This window comes from Pseudomonas sp. LBUM1670, from assembly GCF_059695695.1.
Genome location: NZ_CP166783.1, coordinates 4636625 through 4652336, shown reverse-complemented (window position 1 = coordinate 4652336; position 15712 = coordinate 4636625). Strand labels below are relative to the sequence as shown.

The following is a 15712-nucleotide window of genomic DNA, read 5'->3' as shown; positions in this document are numbered from 1 at the left end:
CCCGTCAGATGTGCAGGATGTATTCACGAACCAGCTTGCTGCCGAAATACGCCAGCATCAGCAGGCAGAAACCGGCGAGGGTCCAGCGAATGGCCTTGTGTCCGCGCCAGCCGAGGCGGTTACGACCCCAGAGCAGCACACTAAAGACGATCCAGGCCAGGCACGCCAGCAGAGTTTTGTGCACCAGGTGCTGGGCGAACAGGTTGTCGACGAACAGCCAGCCAGAGATCAGCGACAGTGACAGCAAGGTCCAGCCGGCCCAGAGGAAACCGAACAGCAGGCTTTCCATGGTTTGCAGCGGCGGGAAGTTCTTGATCAGCCCGGACGGATGCTTGTGCTTGAGCTGATGGTCTTGAACCAGCAACAGCAAGGCCTGGAACACCGCGATGGTGAACATGCCATACGCGAGGATCGACAGCAGGATGTGCGCGAGGATGCCCGGCTCTTCGTCGATGATCTGCACCGTCCCGGCCGGGGCGAACTGCGCCAGCAACACGGTCGCGGCGCCCAGCGGGAACAGTAATATAAGCAGGTTTTCCACCGGGATCCGCGAGCAGGCCAGCAGGGTCAGGGCGATGACTGCGGCGGCAATCAGGCTGGCGGCGCTGAAGAAGTCCAGGCCCAGGCCGATCGGTGTCAATAGATGGGTGAACAGGCTGGCGCTATGGGCCAGGACGGCCAGCACGCCGAGCGTAACCAGCAGGCGCTTGTTCGCCTTGGCGCCGGAGGCCAGACGAGTGCCCTGATAGATTGTCGCAGCGGCATATAAGCAGGCGGCGGCGAGGGTGGTCAGCAAACTGGGTGACAAGGGGAGCATAAATCCTGTTAGGCAAGCCCGAAAGGCGCTGAGTTTGGCATAGAACCCACATGTCACGAAAGTGCGAGGTGTCCGCCAGTCGCAGTCTTCGCTATAATCCGCGACCTGCCCACGCCGCAGGCTCGCCGAGCACATGTTAATTCCGGTCTGGGCCGCCATTATCCCGGTCTACACAGGGCCTGAAAGGATCGCGCAATGTTTGAAAACTTAACCGACCGTCTCTCGCAGACGCTGCGCCATGTCACCGGCAAGGCCAAGCTGACCGAGGACAACATCAAAGACACCCTGCGCGAAGTGCGCATGGCGTTGCTCGAAGCCGACGTCGCCTTGCCGGTGGTGAAGGACTTCGTCAATTCGGTCAAGGAACGCGCCGTCGGCACCGAGGTGTCGCGCAGCCTGACGCCGGGCCAGGCCTTCGTGAAGATCGTCCAGGCCGAACTCGAAAGCCTGATGGGCGCGGCCAACGAAGACCTGAACCTGAGCGCCGTTCCGCCAGCCGTCGTGCTGATGGCCGGTTTGCAGGGCGCGGGTAAAACCACCACCGCCGGCAAACTTGCGCGCTTCCTTAAAGAGCGTAAGAAAAAGTCTGTCATGGTCGTGTCCGCGGACATTTACCGTCCGGCGGCGATCAAGCAGCTGGAAATGCTCGCGGGTGAGGTCGGTGTTACCTTCTTCCCGTCCGACCTGAGCCAGAAGCCGGTCGAGATCGCGCAAGCGGCTATTAAAGAAGCAAGACTGAAATTCATCGACGTGGTCATCGTCGATACCGCCGGTCGTCTGCACATCGACGAAGAGATGATGGGCGAGATCAAGGCGTTGCACGCCGCGATCAACCCGGTCGAAACGCTGTTTGTGGTTGACGCCATGACCGGTCAGGACGCCGCCAACACCGCCAAGGCCTTCGGCGATGCACTGCCGCTGACCGGTGTGATCCTGACCAAGGTCGACGGCGATGCCCGTGGCGGTGCCGCGCTGTCGGTGCGCGCCATCACCGGCAAGCCGATCAAGTTCATCGGTATGGGCGAGAAGAGTGAAGCGCTCGAACCGTTCCACCCTGAGCGTATCGCGTCGCGCATCCTCGGCATGGGTGACGTGCTCAGCCTGATCGAACAGGCCGAAGCGACCCTCGACAAGGACAAGGCCGACAAGCTGGCCAAGAAGCTGAAGAAGGGCAAGGGCTTCGACCTCGAAGACTTCCGCGATCAGTTGCAACAGATGAAGAACATGGGCGGCCTTGGCGGCCTCATGGACAAACTGCCGAACATCGGCGGCGTGAACCTGGCGCAGATGGGCAACGCCCAGGGCGCGGCAGAGAAACAATTCAAGCAGATGGAAGCCATCATCAATTCCATGACCCCGGCCGAGCGCCGCGACCCTGAGATGATCAGCGGTTCGCGCAAGCGCCGGATTGCCATGGGTTCCGGCACCCAGGTGCAGGACATCGGTCGCTTGATCAAGCAGCACAAGCAGATGCAGAAGATGATGAAGAAGTTCTCCGCGAAAGGCGGAATGGCCAAAATGATGCGCGGCATGGGCGGTATGTTGCCCGGCGGCGGCATGCCGAAAATGTAAAGAATTCGCGCAAGGGCTTGCTCTTGCGCAGCCCCACAAGGAAGTGGGATCTCCAGCAAACCCGCACTTGGCGGGAGCTGACTGGCCGTTTTCAACGACGGCTCTATAGCAAATCTGGATGGCGTCCGATAGGCCGCCGGAAAAAGTCATTTGCAAAAGTCCGGATATTCCTTAGAATATGCGGCCTTTCGGGCACCTATGCCCGCTGTGCCTTTAGATTTGCAGCACCGACTACAGGAACGATGTTCACATGCTAACAATCCGTCTTGCCCTTGGCGGCTCCAAAAAGCGCCCGTTTTACCACTTGACCGTAACCGACAGCCGCAACCCGCGCGACGGTTCGCACAAGGAACAGGTTGGTTTCTTCAACCCTGTTGCTCGTGGTCAAGAAGTCCGTCTGTCCGTGAACCAAGAGCGCGTAGCCTACTGGCTGAGCGTTGGTGCACAACCTTCTGAGCGTGTTGCTCAGTTGTTGAAGGACGCTGCTAAGGCTGCGGCCTGAGCAATATGAGCGCGACGCCAGCTGTTGCTGATGATTTGATCGTTATCGGCAAGATTTATTCTGTTCATGGCGTTCGCGGCGAAGTGAAGGTTTATTCCTTTACTGATCCGACTGAAAACCTGTTGCAGTACAAAACCTGGACGCTCAAGCGCGAAGGCAATGTGAAACAGGTCGAGCTGGTCAGCGGACGTGGGAACGACAAGTTCCTGGTCGCAAAGCTCAAGGGTCTCGATGATCGTGAAGAAGCGCGTCTTCTGGCCGGTTATGAGATCTGCGTGCCGCGCAACCTGTTCCCTGAATTGACCGACGGCGAGTACTACTGGTACCAGCTGGAAGGTCTGAAGGTTATTGATCAACTTGGGCAATTGCTCGGGAAAATCGATCATCTTCTGGAAACCGGCGCCAATGATGTAATGGTGGTCAAGCCTTGCGCTGGCAGCCTGGATGATCGCGAACGCCTGTTGCCCTATACGGAGCAATGCGTGTTGGCCGTCGACCTGGTCGCAGGCGAGATGAAGGTGGATTGGGACGCGGACTTCTAAGCGTGGCTAACTTGCGCGTAGAAGTGATCAGTTTGTTTCCCGAGATGTTCTCCGCCATCAGCGAGTACGGCATCACCAGTCGGGCGGTGAAACAGGGGCTCTTGCAGCTCACCTGTTGGAACCCGCGAGACTACACGACGGATCGACATCACACTGTGGATGATCGCCCATTTGGCGGTGGTCCGGGCATGGTGATGAAGATCAAGCCCCTGGAAGATGCTCTGGTTCAGGCCAAGGCAGCAGCCGGGGAGGCGGCGAAGGTGATTTACCTGTCCCCCCAAGGCCGTCAACTGACTCAGGCGGCGGTACGCGAGTTGGCGAATCTGGATGCATTGATCCTGATTGCCGGCCGCTATGAAGGCATTGACGAGCGTTTTATTGATGCTCATGTCGATGAAGAGTGGTCGATTGGCGACTATGTACTGTCTGGCGGCGAGCTGCCGGCGATGGTCCTGATCGATGCGGTTACACGACTGCTGCCTGGAGCTTTAGGGCATGCGGACTCCGCCGAGGAAGATTCCTTTACGGATGGTTTGCTGGATTGCCCGCACTATACCCGACCGGAGGTGTATGCGGATCAGCGTGTTCCCGACGTATTGCTAAGTGGCAATCACGCGCACATCCGGCGTTGGCGTTTACAGCAGTCCCTTGGTAGGACCTTTGAACGACGCGCCGATCTTCTGGAAAGCCGCTCGCTTTCTGGAGAAGAGAAGAAGCTGCTCGAGGAATACATCCGCGAGCGGGACGATAGTTAACAACGTATCGATGGTAAGTCCGTTGATTTACCTTAGGAGCACAGCATGACTAACAAAATCATCCTTGCACTCGAAGCAGAGCAGATGACCAAAGAAATCCCTACCTTTGCCCCGGGCGACACCATTGTCGTTCAGGTGAAAGTGAAGGAAGGCGACCGTTCGCGTCTGCAAGCGTTCGAAGGTGTTGTTATCGCCAAGCGTAACCGCGGCGTAAACAGTGCTTTCACCGTTCGTAAAATCTCCAACGGTGTTGGCGTAGAGCGTACTTTCCAGACCTACAGCCCGCAAATCGACAGCATGGCCGTTAAACGTCGCGGTGACGTACGTAAAGCCAAGCTGTACTACCTGCGTGACCTGTCCGGTAAAGCAGCTCGCATCAAGGAAAAACTGGCTTAAGTCCAGCTTCCGATGCAGAAAAAAGCAGCCTACGGGCTGCTTTTTTGTTGCCTGCGATTTATCTTCCTTGGCCGTACTGTCGGTCCTGCCTGAGCCTTTATGCCCGCCATCGATCATCCTTTGATAGACCAGTTTCTCGATGCGCTATGGCTGGAGAAAGGTCTTTCCGATAACACCCGCGATGCCTATCGCAGCGACCTGGCCTTGTTCAACGGCTGGTTGCAGGAGAAGGGGCTGGAGTTGATCAACGCCGGCCGCGAATTGATCCTCGATCACTTGGCCTGGCGTCTGGAGCAAAACTACAAACCTCGCTCAACCGCACGGTTTCTCTCCGGCGTGCGTGGTTTCTATCGCTATTTGCTGCGGGAAAAGTTGATCGCGGTCGATCCGACGTTACGCGTCGATATGCCTCAACTCGGCAGGCCGTTGCCCAAATCCTTGTCAGAAGCCGATGTGGAGGCGCTGCTGAAGGCGCCCGACTTGAGCGAAGCCATCGGCCAGCGGGACCGCGCCATGCTCGAAGTGCTTTACGCCTGCGGCCTGCGGGTGACGGAACTGATCAGCCTGACACTGGAGCAGGTCAACCTGCGCCAGGGCGTACTGCGAGTGATGGGCAAGGGCAGCAAGGAGCGCCTGGTGCCGATGGGTGAGGAGGCGATTGTCTGGGTCGAGCGTTACATGCGCGACGCCCGTGGCGAGCTGCTCGGCGGGCGTCCCAGCGATGTGCTGTTTCCCAGCCAGCGCGGCGAGCAGATGACCCGCCAGACCTTCTGGCACCGGATCAAGCATCAGGCCAAAGTCGCCGGGATCGGCAAGTCGCTGTCGCCGCACACCTTGCGCCATGCCTTCGCCACACATTTGCTCAACCACGGTGCCGATTTGCGGGTGGTGCAAATGCTGCTCGGCCACAGCGACCTGTCGACCACCCAGATCTACACTCACGTCGCCCGCGCCCGTTTGCAAGACCTGCACGCCAAACACCACCCGCGTGGCTGATCACAATTCCCTGTGGGAGCGGGCTTGCTCGCGAATGCGGTGTGTCAGTCAAATATAATGTCGACTGACACACCGCATTCGCGAGCAAGCCCGCTCCCACAGAAAAGCATTCGCCAACCCCTTGTATCACCCGCATTCGGCCCCGCTGGCCTTATGTGGTAGGCTTTGCCGGTTTGCACGATGGGCGGTTATGACCCGGTGTTTCGGCACGGGCGTTCTGATCGTCCCATTTGTCCGCCTTCAGGAGTTCACATGCGTCTGACCCAGATTTTCGCCGCCGCCGCCATTGCGTTGGTCAGCACCTTTGCCGTCGCCGATGACGCGGCTGACAAAGCCATCCGTAAAAGCCTGGAAAACCTCCAGCTCGAAGTGCCGGTAGAAAGCATTTCCGCCAGTCCGCTGCCCGGTCTGTATGAAGTCAAACTCAAGGGCAGCCGCGTGCTCTACGCCAGCGCAGACGGCCAGTACGTGGTTCAGGGCTACATGTTCCAGCTCAAGGACGGCAAACCGGTCAACCTGACCGAGAAGACCGAACGCCTGGGCATTTCCAAGCTGGTCAACGAGATTCCGGTCGCGGAGACCGTGGTTTACCCGGCCATCGGCGAAACCAAATCGCACATCACCGTGTTCACCGACACCACCTGCCCGTACTGCCACAAACTGCACGCCGAAGTGCCTGAGCTGAACAAGCGCGGCATCGAAGTGCGTTACGTGGCGTTCCCGCGCCAGGGCCTGGGCTCGCCGGGTGACGAACAGCTGCAAGCGGTCTGGTGCTCGAAAGACAAGAAAGCCGCCATGGACAAAATGGTCGATGGCAAGGAAATCAAGGCCGCCAAGTGCGATAACCCGGTTTCCAAGCAATTCGCCCTCGGTCAGTCGATCGGCGTGAATGGCACACCGGCTATCGTTTTGGCCGACGGTCAGGTCATTCCGGGCTACCAGCCTGCGCCACAAGTCGCCAAACTGGCGCTGGGCGCGAAGTAAATTCGCATCGTCACGGCCAGCCTTTGACGATCATGGTCCGGCGGCAATATTTGCCGGGCCATTAATAGAGAGCCGCGAGCACGCGGCTGTTTTTACGGCCGGCCTTGAGTCGGCCGTTTCATGGGGAGTTCACAGTGAAACCGGTCAAAGTAGGCATCTGTGGGTTAGGGACCGTCGGTGGCGGAACCTTCAACGTACTTCAGCGCAACGCCGAGGAAATTGCTCGTCGCGCCGGGCGTGGTATCGAAGTGGCACAAATTGCCATGCGCACGCCAAAGCCTCAGTTCCAAACGACCGGTATTGCGATTACCAACGATGTCTTCGAAGTGGCCACGAACCCTGAGATCGACATCGTTATAGAGCTGATGGGCGGCTACACCGTTGCCCGCGAGCTGGTACTCAAGGCCATCGAGAATGGCAAGCATGTGGTCACCGCGAACAAGGCACTGATCGCCGTTCACGGTAATGAAATTTTTGCCAAGGCGCGCGAGAAAGGCGTGATCGTGGCATTCGAAGCGGCTGTGGCCGGTGGCATTCCGGTAATCAAGGCGATCCGTGAAGGCCTGTCGGCCAACCGCATCAACTGGGTCGCCGGCATCATCAACGGCACCGGCAACTTCATCCTCACCGAGATGCGCGAGAAGGGTCGCACCTTCGAAGACGTACTCGCCGAGGCGCAAGCCCTGGGTTACGCCGAAGCCGATCCGACTTTCGACGTTGAAGGCATCGACGCAGCCCACAAGCTGACGATCCTGGCCTCCATCGCGTTCGGCATCCCGCTGCAATTCGACAAGGCTTACACCGAAGGCATCACCAAGCTGACCACCGCTGACGTGAATTACGCCGAAGCGCTGGGCTATCGCATCAAGCACCTGGGTGTCGCTCGCAGCACCGCGGCTGGCATCGAGTTGCGTGTTCACCCGACGCTGATCCCGGCCGATCGTCTGATCGCCAACGTCAACGGCGTGATGAACGCGGTGATGGTCAACGGTGACGCTGCCGGTTCGACCCTGTTCTACGGCGCCGGCGCTGGCATGGAGCCGACCGCTTCGTCGGTGATCGCCGACCTGGTGGACGTGGTTCGCGCCATGACCTCCGACCCGGAAAACCGCGTGCCGCATCTGGCCTTCCAGCCGGATTCGCTGTCGGCGCATCCGATCCTGCCGATCGAAGCCTGCGAAAGCGCTTACTACCTGCGCATTCAGGCCAAGGACCATCCGGGCGTGCTGGCTCAGGTCGCGAGCATCCTGTCGGAGCGCGGCATCAACATCGAATCGATCATGCAGAAAGAAGTCGAAGAGCATGACGGTCTGGTACCGATGATCCTGCTGACTCACCGTGTGCTGGAACAGCACATGAACGACGCGATCGCCGCTCTCGAAGCCCTGACAGGCGTGGTCGGTCCGGTCGTACGGATCCGCGTCGAGCACCTGAACTAAGCCGTTATCGTTCACCGGGCCTGCGTGCGGGCCCGGGTTTGCGAACACTGTCTATTGGAGCCAGTCATGCGTTATATCAGTACCCGCGGCCAGGCACCGGCCCTGAATTTCGAAGACGTCCTGCTGGCCGGTCTCGCCACCGACGGCGGTCTGTACGTCCCGGAAAACCTGCCACGTTTCACCCAGGAAGAAATCGCTTCCTGGGCCGGTCTGCCGTACCACGAGCTGGCATTCCGGGTGATGCGCCCGTTCGTCACCGGCAGCATTCCTGATGCCGATTTCAAAAAGATTCTGGAAGAGACTTACGGCGTGTTCTCGCACAACGCCGTCGCGCCGCTGCGTCAGTTGAACGGTAACGAATGGGTGCTGGAGCTGTTCCACGGCCCGACCCTGGCGTTCAAGGATTTCGCCCTGCAACTGCTCGGTCGTTTGCTCGACTACGTGCTGGAAAAGCGCGGTGAGCGCGTGGTGATTGTCGGCGCCACCTCCGGTGATACCGGTTCGGCCGCCATCGAAGGCTGCAAGCACTGCGAAAACGTCGACATCTTTATCCTGCACCCGCACAACCGTGTGTCCGAAGTGCAGCGTCGCCAGATGACCACCATCTTCGGCGAGAACATTCACAACATCGCCATCGAAGGCAACTTCGATGACTGCCAGGAAATGGTCAAGGCGAGCTTCGCCGACCAGAGTTTCCTCAAGGGCACGCGTCTGGTGGCGGTGAACTCGATCAACTGGGCGCGGATCATGGCCCAGATCGTTTACTACTTCCACGCAGCCCTGCAGTTGGGCGGCCCGGCGCGTTCGGTGTCGTTCTCGGTGCCGACCGGCAACTTCGGCGACATCTTCGCCGGCTACCTGGCACGCAACATGGGCCTGCCGATCAACCAGTTGATCGTCGCCACCAACCGCAACGACATCCTGCACCGCTTCATGAGCGGCAATCAGTACGTCAAGGAAACCCTGCACGCTACGTTGTCGCCGTCGATGGACATCATGGTGTCGTCGAACTTCGAACGTCTGCTGTTTGATTTGCACGGTCGTAACGGTGTGGCAATTGCCGGGTTGATGGATTCGTTCAAGCAGGGTGGTGGTTTCAGCGTTGAACAGGAGCGTTGGACAGAAGCTCGCAAGCTGTTCGATTCGCTGGCGGTGGATGATGCGCAAACCTGCGAAACCATCGCTGAAGTCTATGAGCAGACGGGTGAGTTGCTGGATCCGCACACTGCTATCGGCGTGAAGGCTGCGCGGGAATGCCGTCGTAGTCTGGATATTCCGATGGTGATTCTTGGCACTGCGCACCCGGTCAAATTCCCGGATGCGGTGGAGAAGGCTGGTGTGGGCAAGGCGCTGGAATTGCCGGTGCATTTGGCTGATCTGTTTGAGCGGGATGAGCGGTGCACTGTGTTGCCTAATGATCTGAAGGCTGTGCAGGCTTTTGTCAGTCAGCATGGGAATCGTGGTAAGCCGCTGTAACGGATTGGCTTTGTACATATCCGTTTCTGCGGTAACGGCGGCTATTGGTTTCGCCCTTACGGCGAGTCACTTTCGAAAAGCGCGAAAGTAACCAAAGCGCTTTTTGCCCCTTTCGTTCGGTGCCTCGCTAAGGCTCGGCATGCCCTCGCTCCGGTCCTGCTCCGTGGGCCCGCCGCCATCGGCCATCCATGGCCGGGGGCGGCTAACCCGGCATCCATGCCGGGTTGCCCACTGCGCAGAACCTGCACTCGGCCTCTCGAGGGGGCGCCTACCGCAACAGCACCGCGAGGCGGCCTGATAGCCGACCTGACACCTAGTCCGATCGGGTCATCGGTGGTGGGCGGATGCAAACACCAATGCCATGCCCAACAAAATTCCAACTGTGGGAGCGGGCTTGCTCGCGAATGCGGACTGGCATTCAACATTGATGTCGACTGACACGGCCTCTTCGCGAGCAAGCCCGCTCCCACAGGTACTCATTGAAAATTCAGATTATGTGAACGATCAAGTCAGCGAAGCGCGCCCGCGTGATGCCCAGGTCGGCTGTCAGGCCGCCTCGCTTTTTGCTATTGCGGTGCACGCCCCCTCGAGAGGCCGAGCGCAGGTTCTGCGCAGTGGGCAACCCGGCATGGATGCCGGGTTAGCCGCGCACGGCCATGGATGGCCGATGGCGGCGGGCCTACGGAGCAGGACCGGAGCGAGGGCATGCCGAGCCTTAGCGAGGCACCGAACGAAAGGGGCAAGAGCCTGGGCAAGAGCCCTTGGTTACTTGGGGCTCTTCCAAGTGACTCGCCGTAAGGGCGAAACCAATAGCCGCCGTTACCGAAGAAACGGATATTCACCCAATCCCAATCCCAATCCCAATCCCAATCCCAATCCCATCTCCAATCCAAATCCCCACTGACGCATAAGCCCATACACAAACCTGTCATCTGCGCCATGCATGCTCCATCAACCAGAGACGCCAATGCGCCTGCAACTGGAATCCAGAACTTTCCCCCCAGGCCGGTGGTCATTTACAGTGAGCCCGCCCCAGGCACTTCGTTTTCGGACTATTGAGTGGTGATCGAGATGGAAAGTATCAGTCTATTGCTCGGTGAGGCTCTGAGCCCTTACCAGGTGACGTTGACCCCGTCGGGCGCCCATGGCGAATGCCTGGTGACATTAAAGAGCGCGACTGGCGCGATCGTAGTCGAACGGGAATTCAATCAGGCTCAGTTGACCGACAAACGTCTGCTCACGGATGTGGTCGACGGTTTGCACCGCGATCTGATGATTGCCGAAGGACGCCTGGAACCCTGCGTTATCGCGGCGTTGCGCAATGCGGCACAGGACAAGGTCCTGGGCCTGCCGTAATTGAATTGAATTTTGTGGGAACCTTCCTTGGCCAAGGTCAGTCAGAGCATGTAACAGCAGGATCAAGCATTGTGCTCCGGTGCTTGTAGTCGTGCTGTTACTGGTCTTTATGTAGGCCACGTTTAACCCCGAGTCGTCTCCCCACTTCTCGGGGTTTCTTTTTGCCCGCGATTTGTTATTGCCCGGCCTGATTCTCAAAAAACGCCTTGGTTTCCTTCAAGTAGTCGCTACGGCGCACCGGATCCAGCCAGTCTGCGTACAGCGAATCCAGGTGATCGCGGGACAGGTTGCGCAGCAGTTGGTTGATCTCGCTGATCGCCTGCCGACCCTGAGGCGTGTTCGAACAACCGATGTGCCCGGACAGGTACTTGCCGTTGCCCTTGATCGGATAAAACTCCAGCTGGTCGTCAGTGATGAATTTTTGACTGGCCTGATAGCGGATCTCTGGCCAGTAACCCAAGACCACCTGCAATCGGCCCAGGCGCTGCATCTGCAGCAGGCTGCCAAGGGCATCGTTGCCGTAATGAGGCGTCAGGGCGCCTTCCGGTGCCTGCCGCAGAAGGGCGTCGACCACTTCACCATAACTGCGCTCGGCAACCACGCCGACTTTATTACTACCGCTTTTCAGCAGCGCCTCCAGATCGACTTCTCCTTCAATCAGAAAAGGTTCCAGCACCGGTCGATCTCCCTGCCGGACGACGAGTCCATTGCTGACAGCGCGGAACGCTGGAACAGAAAATGAAATCCACTGTTCGCGCTCCTTGGTCTTGACCAACGAGGGGTCGCATGTAAACGGTTCTTCATGGAGCATTTGCAGGGCGCGTGCCCGGTTCACCCGCATCAGCGCGTGCTGGTATTGCGGCATACTGGCGATCAGCTGGGGCAACATTTGATCGATGATCCCCTGACCTTTTTTTGGCCCCTCGAAGATAATCGTGGGTGGTAGATCTCGCAGCAACCAGATCAGCGTTTCCTTCGGTTGCGCCCAGACTGGCGAAACCGGCCCTGCCAATAGCGCGCAAGCCGCCGCCGCCCGCCAGACGCGGGAGTGGTGGAGTGCTGTTGAAAGCAGGCGCTTCAGCTTATATAGCCCCGTCTTCACGCAGCTTTGCGATCTGTTCCTTGTCATAGCCAAGATCGTTGAGTACCTGCGCATTATGTTCGCCCAACTGCGGCCCGACCCATTGCGAACTGCCGGGTGTCTCTGAGAGTTTCGGCACGATTCCCGGCATCTTGAAATCTTTACCGTCCGGCAGCTTCGCCTTGAGGAACATTTCCCGCGCCAGGTACTGCGGATCATTGAACATGTCTTCGGCACTGAAGATCCGGCTGGCGGGAACGTCGGCCCGATTCAACTGCTCGATGATGGCGTCCAGCGGCAGCGAATTGACCCAGCGATCAATCACCCCATAAATCTCGTCGCGACGGCCGTCACGCCCGTCGTTGCTGGCCAGCGCCGGGTCGTTGGCCAGGTCTTCGCGGCCGATGATCAGCATGAAACGTTTGAAAATCGCATCGCCGTTGGCGCCGATCTGCACATGTTTGCCATCAGCGCTGGTATGGATCGAGGAGGGCGTGATGCCCGGCATGATGTTGCCGGTGCGTTCGCGGATGAAGCCGAACACGTCGAACTCCGGGACCATGCTTTCCATCATGGCGAAGATCGCTTCGTACAGCGCCACATCCACCACTTGACCCTGGCCACCGTTGACCTCGCGATGACGCAAGGCCATCAGCGCGCCGATCACGCCCCAGAGCGCGGCAATCGAGTCGCCGATGGAAATCCCGGTACGCACCGGTGGCCGATCCTCGAAACCGGTGATGTAGCGCAGGCCGCCCATGGATTCGCCGACGGCGCCAAAGCCCGGCTGATCCTTCATCGGCCCGGTCTGGCCGAACCCCGAGAGACGCACCATCACCAGTTTCGGGTTTAGTGCGTGCAAGACTTCCCAGCCCAGGCCGAGCTTTTCCAGCACGCCGGGGCGAAAATTCTCGATCAGGATATCCGCTTCACCGAGCAGCTTTTTCAGGATCGCCAGGCCGTCCGGGTGTTTCAGGTTCAGGGTCAGGGACTTCTTGTTACGCGCCTGAACGAACCACCACAACGAAGTGCCTTCGTACAACTTGCGCCATTTGCGCAACGGGTCGCCGCCGTCGGGGGATTCGATCTTGATCACTTCGGCACCGAATTCGCCGCAGATGCGCGAGGCAAACGGCCCGGCGATCAAGGTGCCCAATTCAATGACTTTCAGACCTGAGAGTGGCTTGGCGGTGAACGGCATGCTGGATCCTGTAGGACAAAAGCTTGGCTGATAGAGCGTTTTAGCACAGCCCGCCGTCAGTCGCTCAAGGTTGATGGTCGGCAATTCGTTGATTGCCTGCCGCATCGGTTAGACTTGCCGCCTTTCCACGTATCAAGAAGCCCGTTCATGGCCCAGCCGTCCACGACCTACAAGTTTGAACTGAACCTCACCGACCTCGACCGCAGCGTTTACGAGACGGTGAAGCAGACCATCGCCCGTCACCCTTCGGAAACCGAAGAGCGCATGACTGTGCGATTGCTGGCCTACGCCTTCTGGTACAACGAGCAGCTGTCGTTTGGCCGTGGTCTGTCAGACGTGGATGAACCCGCCCTGTGGGAAAAGAGCCTGGACGACCGTGTCCTGCACTGGATCGAAGTCGGTCAACCAGACGCCGATCGGCTGACCTGGTGCTCGCGTCGCACCGAGCGCACCAGCCTGCTGGCCTACGGCAGCCTGCGCGTCTGGGAAACCAAAGTGATCCCGGCGATCAAGAACCTGAAAAACGTGCACATCGCAGCCGTGCCGCAGGAAGTCCTGGAAACTTTGGCCAAAGACATGCCGCGCGTTATCAAGTGGGACGTGATGATCAGCGAAGGGACGATATTCGTCACCGACGACCGTGGTCAGCACGAAGTCCAGTTGCAGTGGCTGAGCGGCGAACGCGGCTGATTTTTCACCGCGTAATCCGGTTTTATCCTACGTATCCAAGAGAAGCACCTGTCACCCCATGCGCATCGAACCTCGCCTGTTGCCCGACACCCTGCCATTCCTCGGTGATCTGCCGCCGCTGCTGACCCGCCTGTATGCGGCGCGGGGCGTGCAGTCCGAGGCTGAACTGGACAAGAGCCTGGCGCGGCTGATTCCGTTCCAGCAGCTCAAAGGCATTGATGCCGCGGTGGATTTGCTGGTGACGGCGCTGGAACAGCGCCAGCGGATTCTGATCGTCGGCGACTTCGACGCTGACGGCGCGACGGCCAGTACCGTGGGCATGCTGGGCTTGCGCCTGTTGGGCGCGGCGCATGTCGACTATCTGGTGCCGAACCGTTTCGAGTACGGCTACGGCCTGACACCGGAAATCGTCGAAGTGGCGCTGACCCGTACGCCGCAGCTGCTGATCACCGTGGACAACGGCATCTCCAGCGTCGAAGGCGTGGCGGCGGCGAAAAAGGCGGGCCTTCAGGTGCTGGTCACCGACCACCACTTGCCCGGCGATGAACTGCCGTTGGCCGATGCCATCGTCAATCCCAATCAGCCGGGTTGCGGGTTTCCGAGCAAGGCATTGGCCGGTGTCGGGGTGATTTTCTACGTGCTGATGGCATTGCGCGCGCGTTTGCGCAGCCTCGGCTGGTACGAGAGCAAGCCGCAGCCGAACATCGGTGAGTTGCTGGATCTGGTGGCACTGGGCAGCGTCGCCGACGTGGCGCCGCTGGACGCCAACAACCGGATTCTGGTGCACCAGGGCCTGGAGCGGATTCGCGCGGGACGCGCGCGGCCGGGGGTCAAGGCGATCCTCGAAGTCGCCAAGCGCGACCACACGCGCATTACCTCAACGGATCTGGGGTTCATTGTCGGCCCGCGCCTCAACGCGGCAGGGCGGCTGGATGACATGAGCCTGGGCATCGAATGCCTGCTTACCGACGATGCCGGACTCGCCCGGGAAATGGCCGTTCAGCTCGACGGCATGAACCAGGACCGCAAATCCATCGAGCAGGGCATGCAGCGCGAGGCGCTGGCTCAGCTCAAAGACTTGCCGGTGGAATCGATGCCGTTCGGTTTGTGCCTGTTCGATCCCGAGTGGCACCAGGGTGTCATCGGCATCCTCGCTTCGCGAATGAAAGATCGTTATTTCCGTCCGACCATCGCCTTTGCCGACGCGGGCGATGGCATGCTCAAGGGCTCGGGGCGTTCAGTCCAGGGTTTTCATATTCGCGACGCCTTGAGCGTGGTGGCGGCGCAGCATCCAAACCTGATCAGCAAGTACGGCGGCCACGCCATGGCGGCCGGTTTGACCTTGCCGGAAGCGAATTTTCCGTTGTTCGCCGAAGCCTTTGACGCTGAAGTGCGCAGGCAATTACGCGAGGAAGACCTGACCGGGCGTCTGCTGTCGGACGGGACGCTGGCGGTCGAGGAGTTTCACCTCGAACTCGCGCGTGCACTGCGTCACGCCGGGCCGTGGGGGCAGCACTTTCCGGAGCCTTTGTTCCATGGCGTGTTCCAGTTGGTCGAACAGCGGGTTGTCGGCGAGCGGCACCTCAAGGTGGTGCTGAGAAGCGAATGTGGTTCGGTGAAGCTGGACGGCATCGCTTTTGGCATCGACCGCGATATCTGGCCGAACCCGACGATCAAATGGGTCGAATTGGCCTACAAACTTGACCTTAACGAGTTTCGTGGGAATGAGACGGTTCAGTTGATGATTGCCCACATCGAACCGCGTTGACCCCTTCGCGAGCAAGCCCGCTCCCACAGGTTCTGCGCAGATCCTGTGGGAGCGGGCTTGCTCGCGAAGGCGATCTCCCTGACGCCAAATACCCCCGGAACCCTCCACCATCCTTCATTGTCGACTAGGCTCTAAGC

General features: G+C 59.4%; 15 protein-coding genes. 12 read left to right on the top strand and 3 right to left on the bottom strand.

Annotated features, from left to right (window positions below; translation table 11 throughout):
• Positions 1 to 4: 4 nt before the first annotated feature.
• Positions 5 to 817: a cytochrome C assembly family protein gene (locus ACA073_RS21165; protein WP_213939838.1), complete on the bottom strand. Its 813-nt coding sequence runs from the start codon at positions 815 to 817 to the stop codon at positions 5 to 7.
• Between the two features lie 195 nt (positions 818 to 1012).
• Between ACA073_RS21165 and ffh the strand changes: the two genes are divergently transcribed.
• The 10 genes from ffh (at position 1013) to ACA073_RS21115 (ending at position 10835) form a co-directional block, all read left to right on the top strand.
• Positions 1013 to 2389, top strand: coding sequence for a signal recognition particle protein (ffh, locus tag ACA073_RS21160; RefSeq protein WP_497399248.1), 1377 nt, complete (start codon positions 1013 to 1015; stop codon positions 2387 to 2389).
• A gap of 250 nt (positions 2390 to 2639) precedes the next feature.
• Positions 2640 to 2891, top strand: a complete 252-nt coding sequence (rpsP, locus tag ACA073_RS21155; RefSeq protein WP_007944872.1) for a 30S ribosomal protein S16 — start codon at positions 2640 to 2642, stop codon at positions 2889 to 2891.
• 5 nt (positions 2892 to 2896) lie between these two features.
• The gene (rimM, locus tag ACA073_RS21150) at positions 2897 to 3433 is read left to right on the top strand and encodes a ribosome maturation factor RimM (RefSeq protein ID WP_497399246.1); all 537 of its coding nucleotides are present in this window, start codon (positions 2897 to 2899) and stop codon (positions 3431 to 3433) included.
• A gap of 2 nt (positions 3434 to 3435) precedes the next feature.
• Positions 3436 to 4188: a tRNA (guanosine(37)-N1)-methyltransferase TrmD gene (gene trmD, locus ACA073_RS21145; RefSeq protein WP_497399244.1), complete on the top strand. Its 753-nt coding sequence runs from the start codon at positions 3436 to 3438 to the stop codon at positions 4186 to 4188.
• 45 nt (positions 4189 to 4233) lie between these two features.
• Positions 4234 to 4584, top strand: a complete 351-nt coding sequence (gene rplS / locus ACA073_RS21140; RefSeq protein WP_003175895.1) for a 50S ribosomal protein L19 — start codon at positions 4234 to 4236, stop codon at positions 4582 to 4584.
• A gap of 99 nt (positions 4585 to 4683) precedes the next feature.
• The gene (xerD, locus tag ACA073_RS21135; protein WP_008025604.1) at positions 4684 to 5580 is read left to right on the top strand and encodes a site-specific tyrosine recombinase XerD; all 897 of its coding nucleotides are present in this window, start codon (positions 4684 to 4686) and stop codon (positions 5578 to 5580) included.
• Positions 5581 to 5832: 252 nt separating this feature from the next.
• Positions 5833 to 6564 (top strand): bifunctional protein-disulfide isomerase/oxidoreductase DsbC, encoded by a 732-nt coding sequence (dsbC, locus tag ACA073_RS21130; protein WP_462009004.1) that lies wholly within the window; start codon positions 5833 to 5835, stop codon positions 6562 to 6564.
• Positions 6565 to 6698: 134 nt separating this feature from the next.
• The gene (locus tag ACA073_RS21125; RefSeq protein WP_027924910.1) at positions 6699 to 8003 is read left to right on the top strand and encodes a homoserine dehydrogenase; all 1305 of its coding nucleotides are present in this window, start codon (positions 6699 to 6701) and stop codon (positions 8001 to 8003) included.
• 66 nt (positions 8004 to 8069) lie between these two features.
• Complete coding sequence (thrC, locus tag ACA073_RS21120; RefSeq protein WP_497399241.1) at positions 8070 to 9479, top strand: threonine synthase; 1410 nt, start codon at positions 8070 to 8072, stop codon at positions 9477 to 9479.
• A gap of 1071 nt (positions 9480 to 10550) precedes the next feature.
• Positions 10551 to 10835 (top strand): DUF3509 domain-containing protein, encoded by a 285-nt coding sequence (locus ACA073_RS21115; protein ID WP_497399239.1) that lies wholly within the window; start codon positions 10551 to 10553, stop codon positions 10833 to 10835.
• Positions 10836 to 11010: 175 nt separating this feature from the next.
• Here ACA073_RS21115 and ACA073_RS21110 read toward each other — a convergent pair whose 3' ends face one another.
• Both ACA073_RS21110 and ACA073_RS21105 read right to left on the bottom strand, forming a co-directional pair.
• Positions 11011 to 11937: a TIGR02285 family protein gene (locus tag ACA073_RS21110; protein WP_497404176.1), complete on the bottom strand. Its 927-nt coding sequence runs from the start codon at positions 11935 to 11937 to the stop codon at positions 11011 to 11013.
• A complete protein-coding gene (locus tag ACA073_RS21105; RefSeq protein WP_497399237.1) occupies positions 11918 to 13117 on the bottom strand; it encodes a CaiB/BaiF CoA transferase family protein in 1200 nt (399 codons plus the stop codon). The genes ACA073_RS21110 and ACA073_RS21105 overlap by 20 nt, the downstream gene beginning before the upstream one ends.
• A 147-nt stretch (positions 13118 to 13264) precedes the next feature.
• Here ACA073_RS21105 and ACA073_RS21100 point away from each other — a divergent pair, with 147 nt between their 5' ends.
• Positions 13265 to 13807, top strand: a complete 543-nt coding sequence (locus ACA073_RS21100) for a YaeQ family protein (protein WP_007944886.1) — start codon at positions 13265 to 13267, stop codon at positions 13805 to 13807.
• A gap of 58 nt (positions 13808 to 13865) precedes the next feature.
• Complete coding sequence (gene recJ / locus ACA073_RS21095) at positions 13866 to 15575, top strand: single-stranded-DNA-specific exonuclease RecJ (RefSeq protein ID WP_497399235.1); 1710 nt, start codon at positions 13866 to 13868, stop codon at positions 15573 to 15575.
• Positions 15576 to 15712: the final 137 nt, after the last annotated feature.